This is a genomic window from Dyadobacter sp. 32 (assembly GCF_902506755.1).
Taxonomy (GTDB): Bacteria; Bacteroidota; Bacteroidia; order Cytophagales; family Spirosomataceae; genus Dyadobacter.
The window spans coordinates 5,587,334-5,603,531 of record NZ_LR735258.1; the positions used below are offsets into that span (position 1 = coordinate 5,587,334).

Annotated in this window: 14 protein-coding genes; 8 read left to right on the forward strand and 6 right to left on the reverse strand. The window is 45.0% G+C overall.

All coding sequences use genetic code 11. From position 1 onward, the window contains the following. The first annotated feature begins 27 nt into the window (after window positions 1–27). Together DYADSP32_RS22935 and DYADSP32_RS22940 are read left to right on the forward strand one after the other, a co-directional pair. Window positions 28–1,110 carry a M20 family metallo-hydrolase gene (locus DYADSP32_RS22935; RefSeq protein ID WP_149240578.1) on the forward strand — a complete coding sequence of 361 codons (1,083 nt, stop codon included), beginning with the start codon at window positions 28–30 and terminating at the stop codon, window positions 1,108–1,110. Window positions 1,111–1,142: 32 nt separating this feature from the next. Then, the gene (locus tag DYADSP32_RS22940) at window positions 1,143–1,970 is read left to right on the forward strand and encodes an enoyl-CoA hydratase-related protein (protein WP_149240577.1); all 828 of its coding nucleotides are present in this window, start codon (window positions 1,143–1,145) and stop codon (window positions 1,968–1,970) included. A gap of 128 nt (window positions 1,971–2,098) precedes the next feature. Here the strand turns inward: DYADSP32_RS22940 and DYADSP32_RS22945 are convergent, their stop codons facing one another. The 3 genes from DYADSP32_RS22945 to DYADSP32_RS22955 all read right to left on the reverse strand — a co-directional run bounded on the left by DYADSP32_RS22945 (window position 2,099) and on the right by DYADSP32_RS22955 (window position 5,168). Beyond that, a complete protein-coding gene (locus DYADSP32_RS22945) occupies window positions 2,099–3,661 on the reverse strand; it encodes an Rne/Rng family ribonuclease (protein ID WP_414617986.1) in 1,563 nt (520 codons plus the stop codon). Between the two features lie 326 nt (window positions 3,662–3,987). Next, window positions 3,988–4,836 (reverse strand): tetratricopeptide repeat protein, encoded by an 849-nt coding sequence (locus tag DYADSP32_RS22950; RefSeq protein ID WP_149240576.1) that lies wholly within the window; start codon window positions 4,834–4,836, stop codon window positions 3,988–3,990. A gap of 29 nt (window positions 4,837–4,865) precedes the next feature. Continuing rightward, window positions 4,866–5,168 carry an HU family DNA-binding protein gene (locus DYADSP32_RS22955; protein ID WP_149240575.1) on the reverse strand — a complete coding sequence of 101 codons (303 nt, stop codon included), beginning with the start codon at window positions 5,166–5,168 and terminating at the stop codon, window positions 4,866–4,868. A 137-nt stretch (window positions 5,169–5,305) separates the two neighbouring features. Between DYADSP32_RS22955 and mutY the strand changes: the two genes are divergently transcribed. The 5 genes from mutY to guaB all read left to right on the forward strand — a co-directional run bounded on the left by mutY (window position 5,306) and on the right by guaB (window position 11,778). Next, entirely contained in the window at window positions 5,306–6,406 is a 1,101-nt protein-coding gene (gene mutY / locus DYADSP32_RS22960) for an A/G-specific adenine glycosylase (protein ID WP_414617987.1), read from the forward strand. Between the two features lie 188 nt (window positions 6,407–6,594). Next, entirely contained in the window at window positions 6,595–7,785 is a 1,191-nt protein-coding gene (locus DYADSP32_RS22965) for a Gfo/Idh/MocA family protein (protein WP_149240574.1), read from the forward strand. A gap of 99 nt (window positions 7,786–7,884) precedes the next feature. After that, on the forward strand, window positions 7,885–8,355 hold the full coding sequence (locus DYADSP32_RS22970; protein ID WP_149240573.1) for a single-stranded DNA-binding protein: 471 nt from the start codon (window positions 7,885–7,887) through the stop codon (window positions 8,353–8,355). A 149-nt stretch (window positions 8,356–8,504) separates the two neighbouring features. Continuing rightward, entirely contained in the window at window positions 8,505–9,836 is a 1,332-nt protein-coding gene (locus tag DYADSP32_RS22975; RefSeq protein ID WP_149240572.1) for a transporter associated domain-containing protein, read from the forward strand. 460 nt (window positions 9,837–10,296) lie between these two features. Continuing rightward, window positions 10,297–11,778, forward strand: a complete 1,482-nt coding sequence (gene guaB, locus DYADSP32_RS22980) for an IMP dehydrogenase (RefSeq protein WP_149240571.1) — start codon at window positions 10,297–10,299, stop codon at window positions 11,776–11,778. A gap of 284 nt (window positions 11,779–12,062) precedes the next feature. Here the strand turns inward: guaB and DYADSP32_RS22985 are convergent, their stop codons facing one another. Together DYADSP32_RS22985 and DYADSP32_RS22990 are read right to left on the reverse strand one after the other, a co-directional pair. Then, a complete protein-coding gene (locus tag DYADSP32_RS22985; RefSeq protein ID WP_149240570.1) occupies window positions 12,063–12,719 on the reverse strand; it encodes a DedA family protein in 657 nt (218 codons plus the stop codon). 61 nt (window positions 12,720–12,780) lie between these two features. After that, window positions 12,781–13,575 (reverse strand): phosphosulfolactate synthase, encoded by a 795-nt coding sequence (locus DYADSP32_RS22990; protein ID WP_149240569.1) that lies wholly within the window; start codon window positions 13,573–13,575, stop codon window positions 12,781–12,783. A 171-nt stretch (window positions 13,576–13,746) separates the two neighbouring features. Between DYADSP32_RS22990 and DYADSP32_RS22995 the strand changes: the two genes are divergently transcribed. After that, a complete protein-coding gene (locus tag DYADSP32_RS22995; protein ID WP_149240568.1) occupies window positions 13,747–14,217 on the forward strand; it encodes a PaaI family thioesterase in 471 nt (156 codons plus the stop codon). On the opposite strand, the gene DYADSP32_RS23000 is transcribed toward DYADSP32_RS22995, so the two are convergent. Next, entirely contained in the window at window positions 14,218–16,065 is a 1,848-nt protein-coding gene (locus DYADSP32_RS23000; RefSeq protein ID WP_414617988.1) for an ABC transporter ATP-binding protein, read from the reverse strand. Window positions 16,066–16,198: the final 133 nt, after the last annotated feature.

Consider the following 16,198-nt stretch of genomic DNA (forward strand, 5'->3'; position numbering starts at 1 on the left):
CAAATAAAATTTCGAATTAAGCCGGTTATGGCTCAGTCAACTACATTGGAAAACATACAGGTACTTTCGCAAGAAGCCGTTCAGCTCTTAAAAAATCTGATCCAAACGCCTTCATTAAGTAAGGAGGAACAGGGCACTGCGTTGTTAATTGAAGATTATTTTGAAAAAAAGGGCATTCCTTTTGAGCGTAAGAAAAATAATATTTGGGCGTACAACAAATTTTTTGCGGCGGACAAGCCTACCATCCTTTTGAATTCACACCATGATACGGTTAAGGCCAATAAATCGTGGACCTTAAATCCATTTGAGGCTCTGGTTAAGGATGGTAAATTATATGGTTTGGGCAGTAATGATGCCGGAGGCTGTTTGGTTTCGCTGATCGCCACGTTTTGTTATTTTTATGATCGAAGTGATTTGGCATACAATGTAGTGATAGCCGCCACTGCGGAAGAGGAAATCTCGGGGAAAGAGGGATTGGAAATTGTAATCCCAGAGTTGCCGCCCATCTCTTTCGCCATCGTTGGTGAGCCTACCGAAATGCAGCTCGCCGTGGCCGAAAAAGGTCTCCTGGTGCTTGACTGTACTGCCAGAGGGGTGTCGGGGCACGCAGCCCGAGAAGAAGGTGAAAATGCCATATACAAAGCTCTAAAGGATATACAGTGGGTTGCCAATTACAAATTTCCGAAGGTTTCGCCCACGCTGGGGCCGATCAAAATGTCTGTAACCCTGATCCAGTCGGGCACGCAGCATAATGTGGTGCCGGATGCCTGTGCATTCACCATAGATGTGCGCGCCACGGAGCAGTACACGCTGGAAGAACTGATTGATATCATTCAGGCAAATATAGGGTCGGAGGTAAGTGCCCGTTCTATTCGGTTGCGCCCATCCAGTATACCCATGGATCATCCGATTGTACAGGCGGGTTTAAAACTGGGCCGGATTGCGTACGGCTCGCCTACCACTTCAGACCAGGCGCTGCTGGACTGCCCATCCCTTAAAATGGGGCCAGGGCATTCTGCTCGTTCTCACAGCGCCGATGAATACATTTATTTACATGAAATTGAAGCGGGCATTAATCAGTATATCTCCATGTTGGAGGACGTGATATAAGCAAGGAAAGAATATTGCCAAATTGACTAGCTATGCGTTTTTATTCCAGGGAGGATTCCGAATTATATCAAAAGGTTGAATTTAGATATATAAAAACGGCGCTAAAAGGTCATATTTTTTCTATCACACTGAACCGCCCTGACAAGCGAAATGCCTTTACGCCCACCATGGCAGAGGAAATTGCCTTTGCACTGGCATTTGCACATTATAATCCAGCGGTTCGCTGTGTAATATTAGATGCCTATGGGCCCGTTTTCTGTGCCGGAGCAGATCTGACTGCTTTTCATAATCCTGCCTCAGATTTTAAAAATGACACACTTCCGTCATCCCGGGAGGAAGTTAAGTTGGGTGATGCTTTTGCTCAGCTTCTAAAACCAAGTATTGCGGTCGTTGAAGGTGCGGTTTTGGCCGGAGGTTTTTTAATAATCTGTGGCTGCACATTCGTCTTATCCGTAGAGGAGGCAACATTTAGCCTGCCCGAAGTGAAGCGTGGACTTTGGCCTATGCAAGTAATGGCTTCATTACTTCCGATCGTATCCCCCAGGAAAGTTTTGGAAATGTCTATAACGGGCAGAAGCTACACGGCTCAGGAGGCATTAAGTCTTGGGTTGGTTTCAGACATTAAAGATAAGCATTTGATCGGCGATGAGGCTCAAAAGCTGGCTTCCATGATATCTTCAAATGCTCCTTTTGCTATTTGCAGGGGAATGGAATCATTACAAAACCTTGCAAATATTCCAGCGGATGAACAGCAAACGTTTTTGAAGAAGCAATTGGATAAACTGCTGGAATCAGAGGACGCCAAAGAAGGGGCATTAGCCTTCAGAGAAAAAAGGAACCCTGTCTGGAAAGGGAGGTAGGCCTGGGCGTGGTGACACGGGTGGTTGATAAACTTATCTGCTTGCATGCAAACCAACACAAGTGAGTTTTACAAACGTCGATTGTGTTGGCTATGAGCTAATTGCTAATAGCTGTCAGCGAGCCAATCTCAGTTTCCGGGAATAATCTCTATTTCCTCTCCGTACCGGTTATGGAATTTGAATTCTGTAACACCCAATGAAGAGTCTTTTATCAGTTTCACCCACGTTTTGTATTGGAAAAACCATTTCACCTGTTCCGACATGAGGCCTTTGGTGAAATAAGAATGCAGGAATGGATGAAGGACAATCGTGATTCCCCGCTCATTTTGTTTGGATAGCATGTAATCAAGGTTATTGGCAATTACGTCCGAAACCAGAATACTCGCTTGAATGGTACCAGTGCCTCCACAGGTGGGACAGGTTTCACGGGTAACAATATTCATTTCGGGTCTCACACGCTGGCGGGTAATCTGCAGCAGCCCGAATTTTGAAAGGGGAAGAACCGTATATTTTGATCGGTCGCCTTTCATTTCATCACGCATGGTATCGAAGAGTACGCGTTTGTTTTCCGCTTTCTTCATGTCGATAAAATCCACTACGATGATTCCACCCATATCACGTAATCGCAACTGACGGGCCACCTCTTTTGCGGCTTCCAGGTTAACGCTTAACGCAGTCGCCTCCTGGTCTTCTTCGGAATTGGACTTGTTGCCACTGTTTACATCAATAACATGCAGTGCTTCGGTGTGTTCGATGATCAGGTAACCACCGTTGGGTAAGCTTACCGAACGTCCAAATAGGGACTTGATCTGTTTTTCAAGACCGAATTGTTCAAATATCTTGTTCTTGCCATTGTGGAGGCGAAGGATATTTTCTTTGTCCGGAGCGATATTGTGAATGTATGCTTTGATATCATCGTAGACCTCCTTGGAGTCAACAGTGATGCTGTCGAAGGATTCGTTCAGCATATCCCTTATGATAGAAGAGGCGCGGTTCATTTCACCTATAACGCGGTCGCGTGGCTTGGCGTCGCGAAGCGCCTTTATTCCATTCTCCCACTTATCGAGGCAATCCTGAAGGTCTTTATTCAGCTCATCTACGTCTTTACCTGTTGCCACAGTGCGGATAATAACACCGAAGTTGGCCGGTTTTATAGATGACATCAAGCGCTGTAAGCGGGTTCTTTCCTGCTTGTCAGTAATCTTTTTTGAAAGATTAACCGAGTTGGAGAATGGAACCAGTACAATGTAACGCCCGGCAATCGAAATGTCACAGGATAGGCGAGGGCCCTTAGTAGATATCGGTTCCTTTACAATTTGAACCAGAATGGCCTGATTTTTAGAGAGGACTTTGTCAATTTTTCCTAGTTTCTCAATTTCCGGTTCCATCTTGAAGTTACTCAATTTTCCGGAATTGGCGCGTTTGGAAATTACATCCTTCGTGAGCTTGTTGAGGGAGTTGATATTAGAACCCAGATCCAGATAATGCAGAAAAGCATCTTTTTCAAATCCTACATCAACAAAGGCTGCATTGAGCCCTGCAACCAGTTTCTTCACAGTACCAAGGTAGATATCTCCTACGGTAAAGCTCTGATCCGGTGTTTCGACGTGGTATTCTAATAAACGTTTATCCTGCAAAAGGGCTATACGCTCTCCCTTTTGAGTAGAATTGATTAGTAATTCGTTACTCAATGTTCAACCAACTAAATGGCTATAAAAAGTTGATAATTAACCTCCCGCTTTTAATCAAAGGGGCAACACATGTCAATGAAGAAGATCGAACCGGACTTTTCTATGACATAAAATCCGGTTCAAATCAGTTTACTTCTTCTTATGTCTGTTTTTTCTAAGACGTTTTTTCCTTTTGTGTGTAGAAATCTTATGTCTCTTTCTTTTTTTTCCGCAAGGCATAATTTTATGTCGTTTATAATATAAATAATTGTTTTATACACATTGATCCGCAATCCTATGTTGGTTTACAAGGCCAAATAAAAATTTAGCGGGAGTATTTATCTGAATCAATTTTTCAATCGCTCCTCCAGCTCACCGATTGCCTGTTGAATAACGGGATCCTTCTCCTCTTTTTTTACCTGAGCCAAAATCTTTTTTGCTTCTTCCTTATTACCAAGCTCAACCAGAGTTAACCCCAGGTAAAATTTGGCTTTGGTATTAGCAGGATTGTTGGTCAGTATCTGCTTAAACCTGTCTGCGGCTTTTGAATATTGATTCGAACGCATCGACAAAATTCCCAGGTTAAACAAGGCAAGTTCGTTTGTGGGATCTGTATCCAGAACCTCACGCAACATCAATATGCCTTGCATCGGATTTGGCGTATTGACATAGGTCATGGCCATGTTCGCCTTTGCTGCCAATAGGCCAGGATTTAAGTCAATCGCCTTTTGGTAATACTCTCTGGTTTTTAAACCCAGATTTTTAGCTTTCTGCTCATCCACCGCAAAGCCGTATGCTTCGTAGTAACGATCTCCGGCCCGAACCAAATTTTCAGCAGTTGGTGTAAGTAACGCTATTTTTTCAGCATAATACGCGGAGCTATCGAATTTTTGGAGTTCCGCAAACTTGTTCGATAATTTCAGGCCGGCAGCAAATTTATCCTTTTCATTTGCCTGATTGAAGCCACCTCGAAGCTGATCTACAATTTTTTGTTGTTCAGGTGACAAAGTGGCCCCATCATGCGAGTTAGTAGAAGGCCCGTTGGCTGAAGCTTCCCCGGCAGGTTGTGCATTCTCCGTGGCCTTCCCGGATTCCATTTCTTTTCCCTTGTTATTTACCACGACTTTTGGTAAGCTGAACAAGGTTCCAACCAAAGCCAGGGCAAGTACACAGGAAAGAATGATGGATTTTTTCATAGGATTGAAATAATCTGGAAAAAGCAGAATTATTCAGCAGCGAGTTTAGACTTTTCGCTTACTTTAACTTGCTCAACAAAAACCTTTGCAGGCTTGAAGCTTGGTACAAAATGCTCGTCAATGATCATCGAGGTTCCCTTCGAGATGTTGCGGGCAACCTTACGTGCACGCTTTTTATTGATGAAGCTGCCAAAACCTCTTACATAAAGGTTTTCACCCTCAGAGAGAGAGTCCTTTACCACGGTGAAAAACGATTCAAGCGTTTGTTGAACATCGCCCTTGTCTACACCTGTTTTCTCAGAAATCTGTGCGATTACGTCTGCCTTAGTCACTTTGATTGTTTACTTTAAGTGGATATTATTTCGTTTATTTATTCGCTCCTCTAAAATTTGGGAACACAAAGGTAGGGTAATTTTACCATAATTTAAAAGGTTGAGGAGTTCATTTTTTTGTAAAGCATTAAAAAACAGTGTACATAGAAAGAAAAGGTTTGCCTGCTGATCAATTTGACCGATTTGAATTTAATGCGATACTCAGATCGTGGTATGCAGTACATCATCGCCCGCTACTCTGGAGAAATACGACTGATCCGTATAAAATATGGCTTTCGGAAATAATTCTTCAGCAAACGCGGGTAGCGCAGGGTGCCCCATACTATGTGAAGTTTTTGGAAAACTATCCCACGGTTTTTGATCTGGCGGCTGCCGATGAAAGGGATGTGCTTCGGTTGTGGCAAGGGCTGGGGTACTATTCAAGAGCCAGAAATATGCACTTTACGGCCCGGCAGATCGTTTCGGAATTTGAGGGGAAGTTTCCGGATTCTGCGCATCGTTTGGCCAAACTTAAAGGGTTGGGGCATTATACTGCCGCTGCTATCGCCTCGTTTGCTTTTCAGGAAGTTGTTCCGGCCATCGATGGAAATGTCTACCGGGTTCTTGCCCGGCTTTTTGGGATATTTACCGACATCCTGAGCAATGAGGGGAAAAAGGAGTTTTTGTCACTCGCCAGCCAGGTTATTTCCAGGGAGGATCCTGCCACCTACAACCAGGCGATGATCGAGTTTGGTGCTCTTCAGTGTGTTCCCGCCGCTCCGGACTGCTCGGTTTGTCCCTTTTCGTACATGTGTTATGCACATCGGTTTAACATGCAGGATAAGTTGCCTGTAAAAACTAAAAAGGCAGCTGTCCGGAATCGTTTTTTTAATTACATAGTTCTGCAAAACGGTTACAACATTGCCATGCGGGAGCGTTTGGGAAAGGATATCTGGAAGGGTCTGTATGATTTTCACCTCATTGAATCGCCAGGTAGCGACCTGACGCCCGACGAGTTGGCAAAGGATGTTTATTTTAACCAATGGGCCTTGGAGGGTCAACTCCGTGAAGTTGGCAAGGTTTATACACATTTGCTCACGCACCAGCGACTTCATATTCGTTTCTGGTGTGTGATCCTGAGTAAGAATGCAAAGGTGCTTCTTCCGGAGAATATGCGTTTTTATTCACCAAACGAGATTGAGACGCTCCCTAAGCCCATTGTGATTGACCAGCTGTTGAGGGAGGAGAACTTTTTATGATTTAGCTTTCTTAGTTGAAATGTTGGTGGGTATTCATTGTAGCTATCTGGGGTTTCTTTCAGGCTAGATCGGCAGGTGAACGGTATTGGATGTATTGTACTACGAGGTAGGAAAAGGTTGAAAAAATAATTTAAAAACGGCACATGTTCTCACCGTATCGGGAGCAATGAGCACAAATAATTCAAATTATGCAGAAAATTGCCATGCTTGGGTCCGGCTTTATCGGACGGTTTTATGCTGAATCAATTCATGGGCAAAGGGGCCGGGATCGGGTCGTGGCTATTTATGCCCGAAGAGAGGAGAGCGCAAAAAAATTCGCGGAAGACTACGGCTGCTCTATCTGGTCGTCGGATATGGAGGAGGTGATCGCGCATCCTGAGGTAACGATGGTGTGTATTGCACTGCCAAACAATATTCATGAACAGGCAGTGCTGCTTTGTGCCAAACATAAAAAGGCCGTGGTCTCTACAAAACCACTGGGGAGAACAGGTGAGGAGGCTCTAAGGATGATGAAGGCGGTGGAGGAAGCGGGGATATTCGCCGGTTATCTGGAAGATCTATGCTACACCCCCAAATTTTTGAAGTCTCTGGATAGCGTGAAAAGTGGTGCTTTGGGGCGAATAATCTGGGCGAAGTCACGCGAGGCGCACCCTGGTCCACATAGCGAATGGTTCTGGGATATCGAACAGGCTGGGGGAGGTTGTATTCTTGATCTGGGTTGTCACTGCATAGAGATATCCCGGAGTTTTATAGGAAAGGATGTAAAACCTGTGGAAGTAATGTGCTGGGCTGATACTCAGGTAAAACCTATTGATGCTGAGGATCATGCCATCGCTCTGGTAAAGTATGAAAATGGTTCTATTGGTCAGTTTGAGGTGAGCTGGACATTCCGTGGCGGGATGGATCTTCGCGATGAGGTCATGGGTACGGAGGGCACGATCTGGATCAATAATTTCCTTCGGACCGGATTTGAAATGTATACTTCAGGAAGTGGCGGTGATTATGTGGCCGAAAAAGCGGAAAGTAAGAGCGGTTGGTTGTTTCCTGTCGGAGATGAAGTAAATGAGCTCGGCTATAATCACATGTTTACGGATATGTTCAATTCTGCCGAAAAAGGAGTGGAACCAGCGGAGACATTTTATGACGGATACGTCGTTAATGCCGTTATAGACGCCGCCTACAAATCGGCCAAAACCAAACTTTGGGAGAAGGTGAATCTGCCCGTTTGGCGCGGACAAGAGGGTTTAACCAAACCGTCAAATTATGTTTCCTTTGATGACCATCATTATCTAATCAAACAGGAGGTAACCCACGATGGGCGCAATAAGCTCATACTTAAAGATAAGGTAAGTGGGAAAATTACGGAAAGGGATGTGTGATCCTGGGCGAAGTGTAAGATTGTGTAATTTTATATTTTACAATAATATAAGCTATATTTAACTCTATAACTGCAAAAATCATCCACAAAATTAAAAATCATGGCAGCAAGCGTTAATAAAGTAATTTTAATTGGTAATCTGGGCAGTGATCCGGAAGTGAGATATCTGGAAAGTGGCTCCGCGGTGGCCAAATTCAGCATTGCGACCACAGAAACCTATACCAACAAAAGCGGTGAGCGGGTTGACAATACGGAATGGCATCGTATTGAACTATGGGAAGGCCTTGCCAAAGTGGCTGAAAAATATTTAAAAAAAGGCAACCAGGTTTATATAGAAGGTAGAATACGTACCGACAACTGGACTGATAAAGAAGGACAGCAAAGATCAGGCATCACGATTCGGGCCAACAGTATGACGCTTTTAGGAGGGCCTTCGGGCGCTAGCTCTGGTGGAGAAAATCAGGGTTCTTCTCAGTCTTATGCCCCAAAAAGTAGCCAGGCACCGAGACCGGCGGATCCTGTTCCTCCCTCTATGGCAGCAGGAAGCGACGATGATGATTTGCCTTTTTAATAAGAATTAAAAATGCCGGTGAGGGTAACATCCCTTGCCGGAACAATTGCTAAACTTTGCCAAGCCTGCGTCTGGCATGAAACTTTCTTTTGGGAAATAGCTATATTGCGGATACAGGCAGCATCATTATGAACATTTCTTGATTATTTGTGACTGAACCAGCCGATAGTGAAGACCCCCTTTCCCGAAAGCGCTCGGGGAATGTCATTCCCCGGAAGCGTGCGCAACCCAGTGACGGCCGAACGTTATCAGCCGGATTACCCATAGCCCTTGGCTTTTTCCCTGCCTTTGAGATACTTTCTATAGCCTTTCTTTTTTTTGTTTCACTGTTTCTATCCGGCATCAGAGCAGCCTACGCAGCTGCAGGAGCTATGGAGAATCCATGGGAACGAAAAAGCAGCGCGGAAAGCAATCTGCCCAATCGTATCCAGCAATTAGCTCTTTCTATAATCCAGCGGGCAGTCACTTTGTTTGCTCTTCTGCTTGCGGCAAAGCTTATTTGGCAACAATTGCAAATCGGATCCATTCTGTATTTTCCCTGGATTGCAGGGGGATTACTTATACTATGGATTTGGCTGGATGCCGTTACGCGATACTTCTGTGCGCGTAATGCCATTGAGCTCATTCCCCAAATTCAGACACTCACTCAGTTGATCATCAAGGTCTGTGGACCTTTGACGCAGCCGGTAACCAGGATGGGTTACTTTTTTGGAATCCTTGATCCCGGAGGAGCGGAGATTTCGACAGAACGGTTAGAGGCACAGGCCGAGAGTGCGGAGGAAACCGATCTGCTTCGCGGCCTCGCCAATTTCAGGCAGACAAACGCGAAAAAGGCCATGCAGGCCAGGTTGCATATCACCGCTTTCGATATAGAGCTCGATTTTCATGAGCTGATGGACAAGATCAATAAATCGGGCTATTCCCGGGTTCCTGTTTACAGGGAAGATCTGGACCATGTAGAAGGCATTCTGAACGTGAAAGATCTGCTGCCTCACTTGCACCATAACGAGCACTTCAACTGGCAGAAACTGCTTCGTCCGCCTTATTTCATCCCGGAAAGTAAACATCTGGACGATCTGATGAAAGAGTTTCAGAACCGCAGAGTGCACATGGCCATTGTGGTGGATGAGTACGGCGGTACCAGCGGACTCATCACGCTGGAGGATATTATTGAAGAGATTTTCGGAGATATCAACGACGAATACGACGAAGAGGACGAGGTTAATTACACCAAGGTGGATGAAAATACCTATGTTTTTGAAGGGACGGTGCTCATCAACGATTTGTGCCGCTTGCTCAATATGGAAACAGACTATTTCGACGATGTACGAGGAAACAGCGAGTCTCTTGCGGGGCTTCTCCTTGAGTTATTTTCTCGAATGCCCCGCCCCGGGGAAACTGCCGCCCATAGAAACATTACCTTCAAAGTGCAGTCTGCGGATAAAAAGCGGATCAAAAAGGTGCGGGTGCTGATTGGATAATCAGGTTTATCTCACCTTTAAATCAGTTCGAATCGTTGCTTGTCAATGGAAACAGTAAGGAAGAAGTATAATGACTGATTACGATGTTATTGGATTTTTTAGAAAAAGATGTCTAAGCTTCTCCTTTTTTTGTCCTTTATATTTCAATTGGAATAATTCTTCTGAAGGTAGCTGTCGCAGCATTGAACCCAATTGTTTAACCAAACGACAGACAGTTCGGTTATGCCTATTTTGGGAATTACCATATTACTGCAAAATGTGTCTCATCGCCCCTCTAATAGGTTATAAGTGCATTCAATTCACATCTTCACGAATAAAGTCAAAATTTATTTAGGTTTAATTTGAATGTATAGCTATCAGACGATCTTAGAAAAATAATATTCGTGTAACCGATCAAGCATTTGGTTAGCTGCAAAATTCTACATAATTTTGCCCCGCAAATAACAATAGATTATTTGCTATGAGCACAGACCCATCCAAAGTCCTCTTTGAGGCGCTGACGTACGACGACGTCCTTCTAATACCAGGTTATTCGGAGATTCTGCCCCGCGACACTACGACCAAAACCAAGCTTACACGCAACATTGAACTGAACATTCCATTGGTTTCGGCCGCTATGGATACGGTGACCGAATTCGATCTGGCAATTGCTATGGCACAGGAGGGAGGGATAGGGATCATTCATAAAAATATGAGCCTGGAAGCTCAGGCGGATCAGGTACGCAAAGTTAAACGTTCCGAAAGCGGGATGATTCTCGATCCTATCACCTTATCGGACCATGCCACACTGGGTGATGCGCATCAGATAATGCGGGAGTTTAAGATAGGTGGCATTCCGGTGATTGATGAAAATCATAAACTAATCGGGATTCTGACCAATCGTGATCTGCGTTTCGAACGTGAAATGTCGAAGCCGGTTACGGAGATTATGACCAAAGCAAATCTCATTACAGCTTCCGACGGCCTTTCCCTGGACGATGCGGAGAAAATCCTTCAGGAATACAAAATCGAAAAGCTGCCGATTGTAGATTCGGAATACCGGCTTACCGGATTGATTACCTACAAAGACATTCTTAAACGCAAGTCGCATCCGAATGCCTGTAAGGATGAATACGGAAGGCTACGTGTAGGTGCTGCAGTAGGCGTAACGGCCGATCTGCTCAAAAGGGTAGAAGCACTTGTGAAAGCGGGCGTGGACGTAATCAGCCTCGATACGGCCCATGGACATAGTAAAGGAGTTATCGATGCGTTGAAATCGGTCAAAGCCAGTTTTCCCAAGCTCGATGTAATTGCCGGTAATGTTGCAACCGGCGAAGCTGCCAGAGCACTTGCCGATGCCGGAGCCGACGCTGTGAAAGTGGGCGTTGGTCCGGGTAGTATCTGTACCACCAGAATTATTGCAGGGATCGGTGTTCCGCAGCTCACGGCCGTCATGTGGGCTGCTGATGCACTTAGGGAAAGTCATCCTGATGTTCCGGTCATTGCCGATGGAGGTATCCGGTTTTCCGGTGACATGACGAAGGCACTGGCAGGTGGCGCCAGCACCATCATGATTGGATCCATGCTTGCCGGAAGTGATGAAGCGCCTGGTGAAATTGTTATCTATGAAGGTCGTAAATTTAAGGCCTATCGCGGCATGGGTTCAGTGGAAGCCATGGAAGATGGCTCCAAAGACCGTTACTTTCAGGATGCGGAAGACGATGTAAAAAAACTGGTGCCAGAAGGTATCGTAGGCCGTGTTCCCTTCAAGGGGAAAGTATCCGAGATACTGTATCAGATGGTGGGTGGCTTAAAGGCCGGTATGGGATACTGCGGAGCCGGAGATATCACTTCACTGCAAAAAGCACAGTTTGTAAAAATTACATCTGCTGGTGTCCGTGAGAGTCATCCCCACGATGTCATGATCCAGAAAGAAGCACCGAATTACAGCTCGAAATCTTGATTAGACAATAGCTTTTAGCCAAGAGCTCTTAGCGCTTACGGTGAATGGCGTAGCAATTCACCGCAGTTTAAGCTAACAAAAAATGCCTTGCGTCACTGTGCAAGGCATTTTTGTTAGCTTACGATTATGCATGCAGGTTGCATGCTCATAAACGCCAAATGCGGAAATTCCCCAATGTTAATTTTGAAAGCCTGGGAAAAGGAATGTCATACTATTTGGGTGTGTTTTTACGATATGTTATTTAATTGGCGAAAAGTTAACAGCTAATTCCTCACAACTCATAGCTATACCGCGCTGGGCTTTGAGAATTTGCTCTTCAGATAGCCGAAAAGCATTGGCAGGATGGAAAAGCCGATGATGCCGAAAATAACCAGTTCAAAATTCTTTTTGACGATGTCCATGTTGCCAAAGAAATAGCCCAGAAGCGTAAGGGAGGGAACCCAGAGTAGCGCACCAATAACGCAGAAGGTAATGTACTTGGAATAGGTCATACTCCCAGCTCCGGCAACGAAAGGCGCCACAGTACGTACGATTGGGATGAAACGAGCCATGATCACGGTGCTTCCGCCATGCTTTTCATAAAATGCTTCTGTTTTTTCAAGGTATTCTCTTTTCAGGAAAAGAATACGCTCGCGCTTTTTGATTTCTCCACCAAATTTTTTCCCCATAAAGTAGTTGACATTGTCGCCCAGCAGAGCCGCAACAATCAGGATAATGATGATCAGCCATACATTCAATCCAGTAGACTCGTTGGCAGCAATAGCGCCGGCAGCGAAAAGTAGCGAGTCACCCGGCAAAAGCGGCATGATCACCAAGCCTGTCTCGGTAAATACGATCAGAAACAGGATCACATAAGTAAGTGTGCCGTATTCCTGAACGATGTCGAACAAGTGTTTGTCCAAATGAAGAAAAATGTCAATAAACTGCTTAATTAATTCCATAAATATTTAAAGATCAGTGCTTGAATAATTTGAGCGTGCATAGGATCACAAGCAGAATAGACTATTTTGAGTCTATCTTCCATTTTTGCTTGGTCTTGTTGTTCAAAAAGTGATTGAAAGTATCACCCCGCAGTCCAAGACGGATGGTCTCGAGGGGTATAAGTTCGTTCGGCGCTATATTTCCCAGGTTGACATTGGTGCCTAACAGTTTTACAAACCAGACCTGCTGCGACTTCTGAGGCGCTTCCCAGAGCATATCTTCGAAGGCTATTTCTGTAAGTATTTCCTCCACCAGGCCCTGGCGAACTTCCCCACTAGCCCTAAAGAGCCCCACATTACCCGATTCCCTTGCCTCTCCGATCACCTTCCAGGCTCCCGCCTGTAGTTCAGACTTGATCAGCTGAATCCATTTGTAAGGTGGTATTATTTTATTTTCATCCTTGGAGCCCACCTCCGACAAAACGGTTACCTGCTTTGCCAGGGTATGAATGTATTCGCATTTTAGATCTTGGGGCATTTCGATGGAGCCATCGGATACTTCCGCATATCGAAGGTCGTATTTGTCAAGAAGCTTACGGTAGTCATCAAACTGCCCCCTTACCACAAATGCTTCGAACAACGTTCCACCAAAATACACAGGGATGCCTGCGCTTTTGTACACCGCCAGTTTGGCATCCAGGTTTTGACTTACAAATGAAGTAGCCCAACCAAGCTTTACGATATCGATGAAGGGGCCTGCACTGGAAATCATATCTTCAGTTTCCCTGACACTCAGACCTTTGTCCATAACCATTGTAATTCCCTTTTCTCGTGGTTTTTGGGAGCGGTTCGGTACTTGTGATAACGTAAAATTCATAGATTGGTAAGCATTTAAGTCTTGCAAAAACTCGGGCAAAGGTAACAATTACCTTTGATTCGTAGTAATAAAATCCATTTAATTGACTGCTATACTATCATATATCTATGATAATTACTATTTTCGACTAAAAACTGGTTGCAAGAATTCATATATTTCAATACTTCCGCTATGAGCGATACAAATCCTGAGGAGATGCAGCATCAAAATAAGCGGATTGCGCTTTTCAAAACGCTGATTGGTAGGCACCTGGATGGGGATTTTTCTCCTGTTGCGCAGTGGCTCAACGGCAGGCTTATCCAAATTCAGGAGGGTTTCATGGAAATGGAATTTATAGTTCGCAAGGACATGTGTAATCCAATGCAGTTACTTCATGGCGGTATTGCTGCAACGATTCTCGACGATGTTGTAGGTACAATGGTTTACGCGCTGGGAAGGGAAAATGCTTATGTCTCCATTAATCTGAATTGCGACTATCTGCATCCGGCCAAGGTCGGAGACAAACTTAACGTGCAGGCAAAAGTAATCCGAGCCGGAAAGACAGTCGTTCATGTGGAAGCACAGATAAAAGGGTACGGGGACCTGGTCATTGCAAAATGTACGAGTAACCTTACACAAACAAATATTCGGCTACCCTACTGATTATTGATAGCTCTGCGCCTGGAGATTGAAGAGTTCCGCATATTTCCCGTTGATCTCAAGCAGGTCGCTGTGCGTACCGTATTCGATCAAACGCCCCTTTTCGAGAAATAGAATACGATTGGCCATTCTGACGGTGGAAAAACGGTGTGATATTAGAATGGCCATTTTTCCTTCAATTAAGCTGGTAAATCGCTGAAAAACTTCGTGTTCGGCTCTTGCATCCAGTGCTGACGTGGGCTCATCCAGCACCACGAGTTGTGCATTGCGCATGTACGCCCGGGCGAGTGCAATTTTTTGCCATTGTCCTCCCGAAAGTTCCGTCCCCTCCTTGAATCTTTTCCCCAGTACCTGATCAAACTTGTTGGGAAGCTGTGCAATTACCTCATTCGCCATACTCATGGATGCAGCATTTTCAATGGCGGAGTGATCGTTCAGATGGGCAATATCGCCAACGCCTATATTATCCGATACCGTCATCTCGTACCGGATGAAATCCTGAAATATAATGCCAATATTGGCCCGCAGATCAGCCAGTTGGTAATCCAGCAGGTCAACTCCATCAATCAGGATCCGGCCTTCGGTGGGCTTATAGAGACAAGCCATCAGCTTCACCAGCGTAGTTTTCCCAGCGCCATTCTCGCCAACAAGCGCAAGCTTTTCGCCCGGCCCGATTGAAAAAGACAGGTTGCGAATGGCCCAGAAATCGTTTTCGGGGTATTTGAATCCTACATTTTCAAAAGTGATCCCTTTCAGAATAGGTGTCGGTATTTTTACTCCGGACACATTGGCGGGTATGGTGGGTTGAATTTCAAAAAAATCAAACAGGTCCTGAAGATACAACGCGTTCTCTGCAATGCCGGAAAACCGGCTCATAATTCCCTGCAGCATTCCATGCATCCGTTGGAAGGAACCAGACAGAAAAGTCATGGTGCCAATGGTGATCGTTGTGCTCAATGTTTGCATGAGTATGAACACGAAGGCGCCATAATAAGCCAGGGTTCCCAGAACCGAAAGTGCAAATCCCCAACCAGCCCTTCCGATGGCGATTTTCTTATTTGCTGTGTAATAAGCATCAGAAAGGGTTTTGAACCGGGTAGCGAGGTAATTCTCCAATCCGAAGACCTTTACTTCCTTGGCCGTTTCAGCACTTGAACCCAGGTAACGCACGTAGTCCAGCTCTCTACGTTCAGGTGTCCAGCTACGTGTAAGGGAGTAAGTTTTTTCATTGAAATGTGTTTCGCCCAAAAATGAAGGAATAACCGCAAAAATTAGAATAAGGATGAGCCATGGATTAAAAATAGCCAATCCGGCTCCAAGGGAAAATAGCGTGATGAAGTCCTGGGCTTGAGAAAATATCTGGGACAGCAGCACGGTTCGCCCCGAGGTTTGTCGCCGTGCCCTTTCCAGTTTGTCATAAAAAACGGGATTTTCAAATTGATATAAGTCCAGTCTTGCAGCGTGATGAACCAGATCTACGGATGTCATATTGGCGACCAAATCTCCCAGGAGGCTGTCAAGCAGGTTGATGCCTCTGTTGAGTAAATCGGAAAGGAGAGTGAGGCACAATTCAATGACAATGAGTGTCCATAAATAATTTTGTGAAAGCTGCGGCATATTTACCAGGGCGATTACCTGGTCTATGATTTCTTTAGCCACGTACAGCATAAGTACAGGAATCCCCGATTTTATCAGCCGGAGCGCAACGTTACCTAATGTAAGAACCTTGCTGGTGTTCCATACCAGCCGAAAAAAGGGAGGTAGATTTTGTAAAGCGGATATGCGCTTTTTGAAAGATTGATTGTTTTTGGAGTCGGACGTGCCGGGTTGTTTCAAGGGAGCTTTCCTCAATACTGATTATTGAATAGGTTGATTTGAGAATAAAATCATTTAACGTGTTAAAAAGTTCGTTTTTGTCCGGTGGTGATGAATAAGATAGCTCTCTGCTTATCCTGATTTCCCGGGTATACTTTACCTTTGCTTT

Coding starts and splice junctions, on each gene's coding strand:
- DYADSP32_RS22990 (WP_149240569.1), bottom strand. CDS start 13,575: ATGAATTTTACGTTATCACAAGTACCGAACCGCTCCCAAAAACCACGA.
- DYADSP32_RS22965 (WP_149240574.1), top strand. CDS start 6,595: ATGCAGAAAATTGCCATGCTTGGGTCCGGCTTTATCGGACGGTTTTAT.
- DYADSP32_RS22935 (WP_149240578.1), top strand. CDS start 28: ATGGCTCAGTCAACTACATTGGAAAACATACAGGTACTTTCGCAAGAA.
- DYADSP32_RS22995 (WP_149240568.1), top strand. CDS start 13,747: ATGAGCGATACAAATCCTGAGGAGATGCAGCATCAAAATAAGCGGATT.
- guaB (WP_149240571.1), top strand. CDS start 10,297: ATGAGCACAGACCCATCCAAAGTCCTCTTTGAGGCGCTGACGTACGAC.
- DYADSP32_RS22940 (WP_149240577.1), top strand. CDS start 1,143: ATGCGTTTTTATTCCAGGGAGGATTCCGAATTATATCAAAAGGTTGAA.
- DYADSP32_RS22985 (WP_149240570.1), bottom strand. CDS start 12,719: ATGGAATTAATTAAGCAGTTTATTGACATTTTTCTTCATTTGGACAAA.
- DYADSP32_RS22950 (WP_149240576.1), bottom strand. CDS start 4,836: ATGAAAAAATCCATCATTCTTTCCTGTGTACTTGCCCTGGCTTTGGTT.
- DYADSP32_RS22970 (WP_149240573.1), top strand. CDS start 7,885: ATGGCAGCAAGCGTTAATAAAGTAATTTTAATTGGTAATCTGGGCAGT.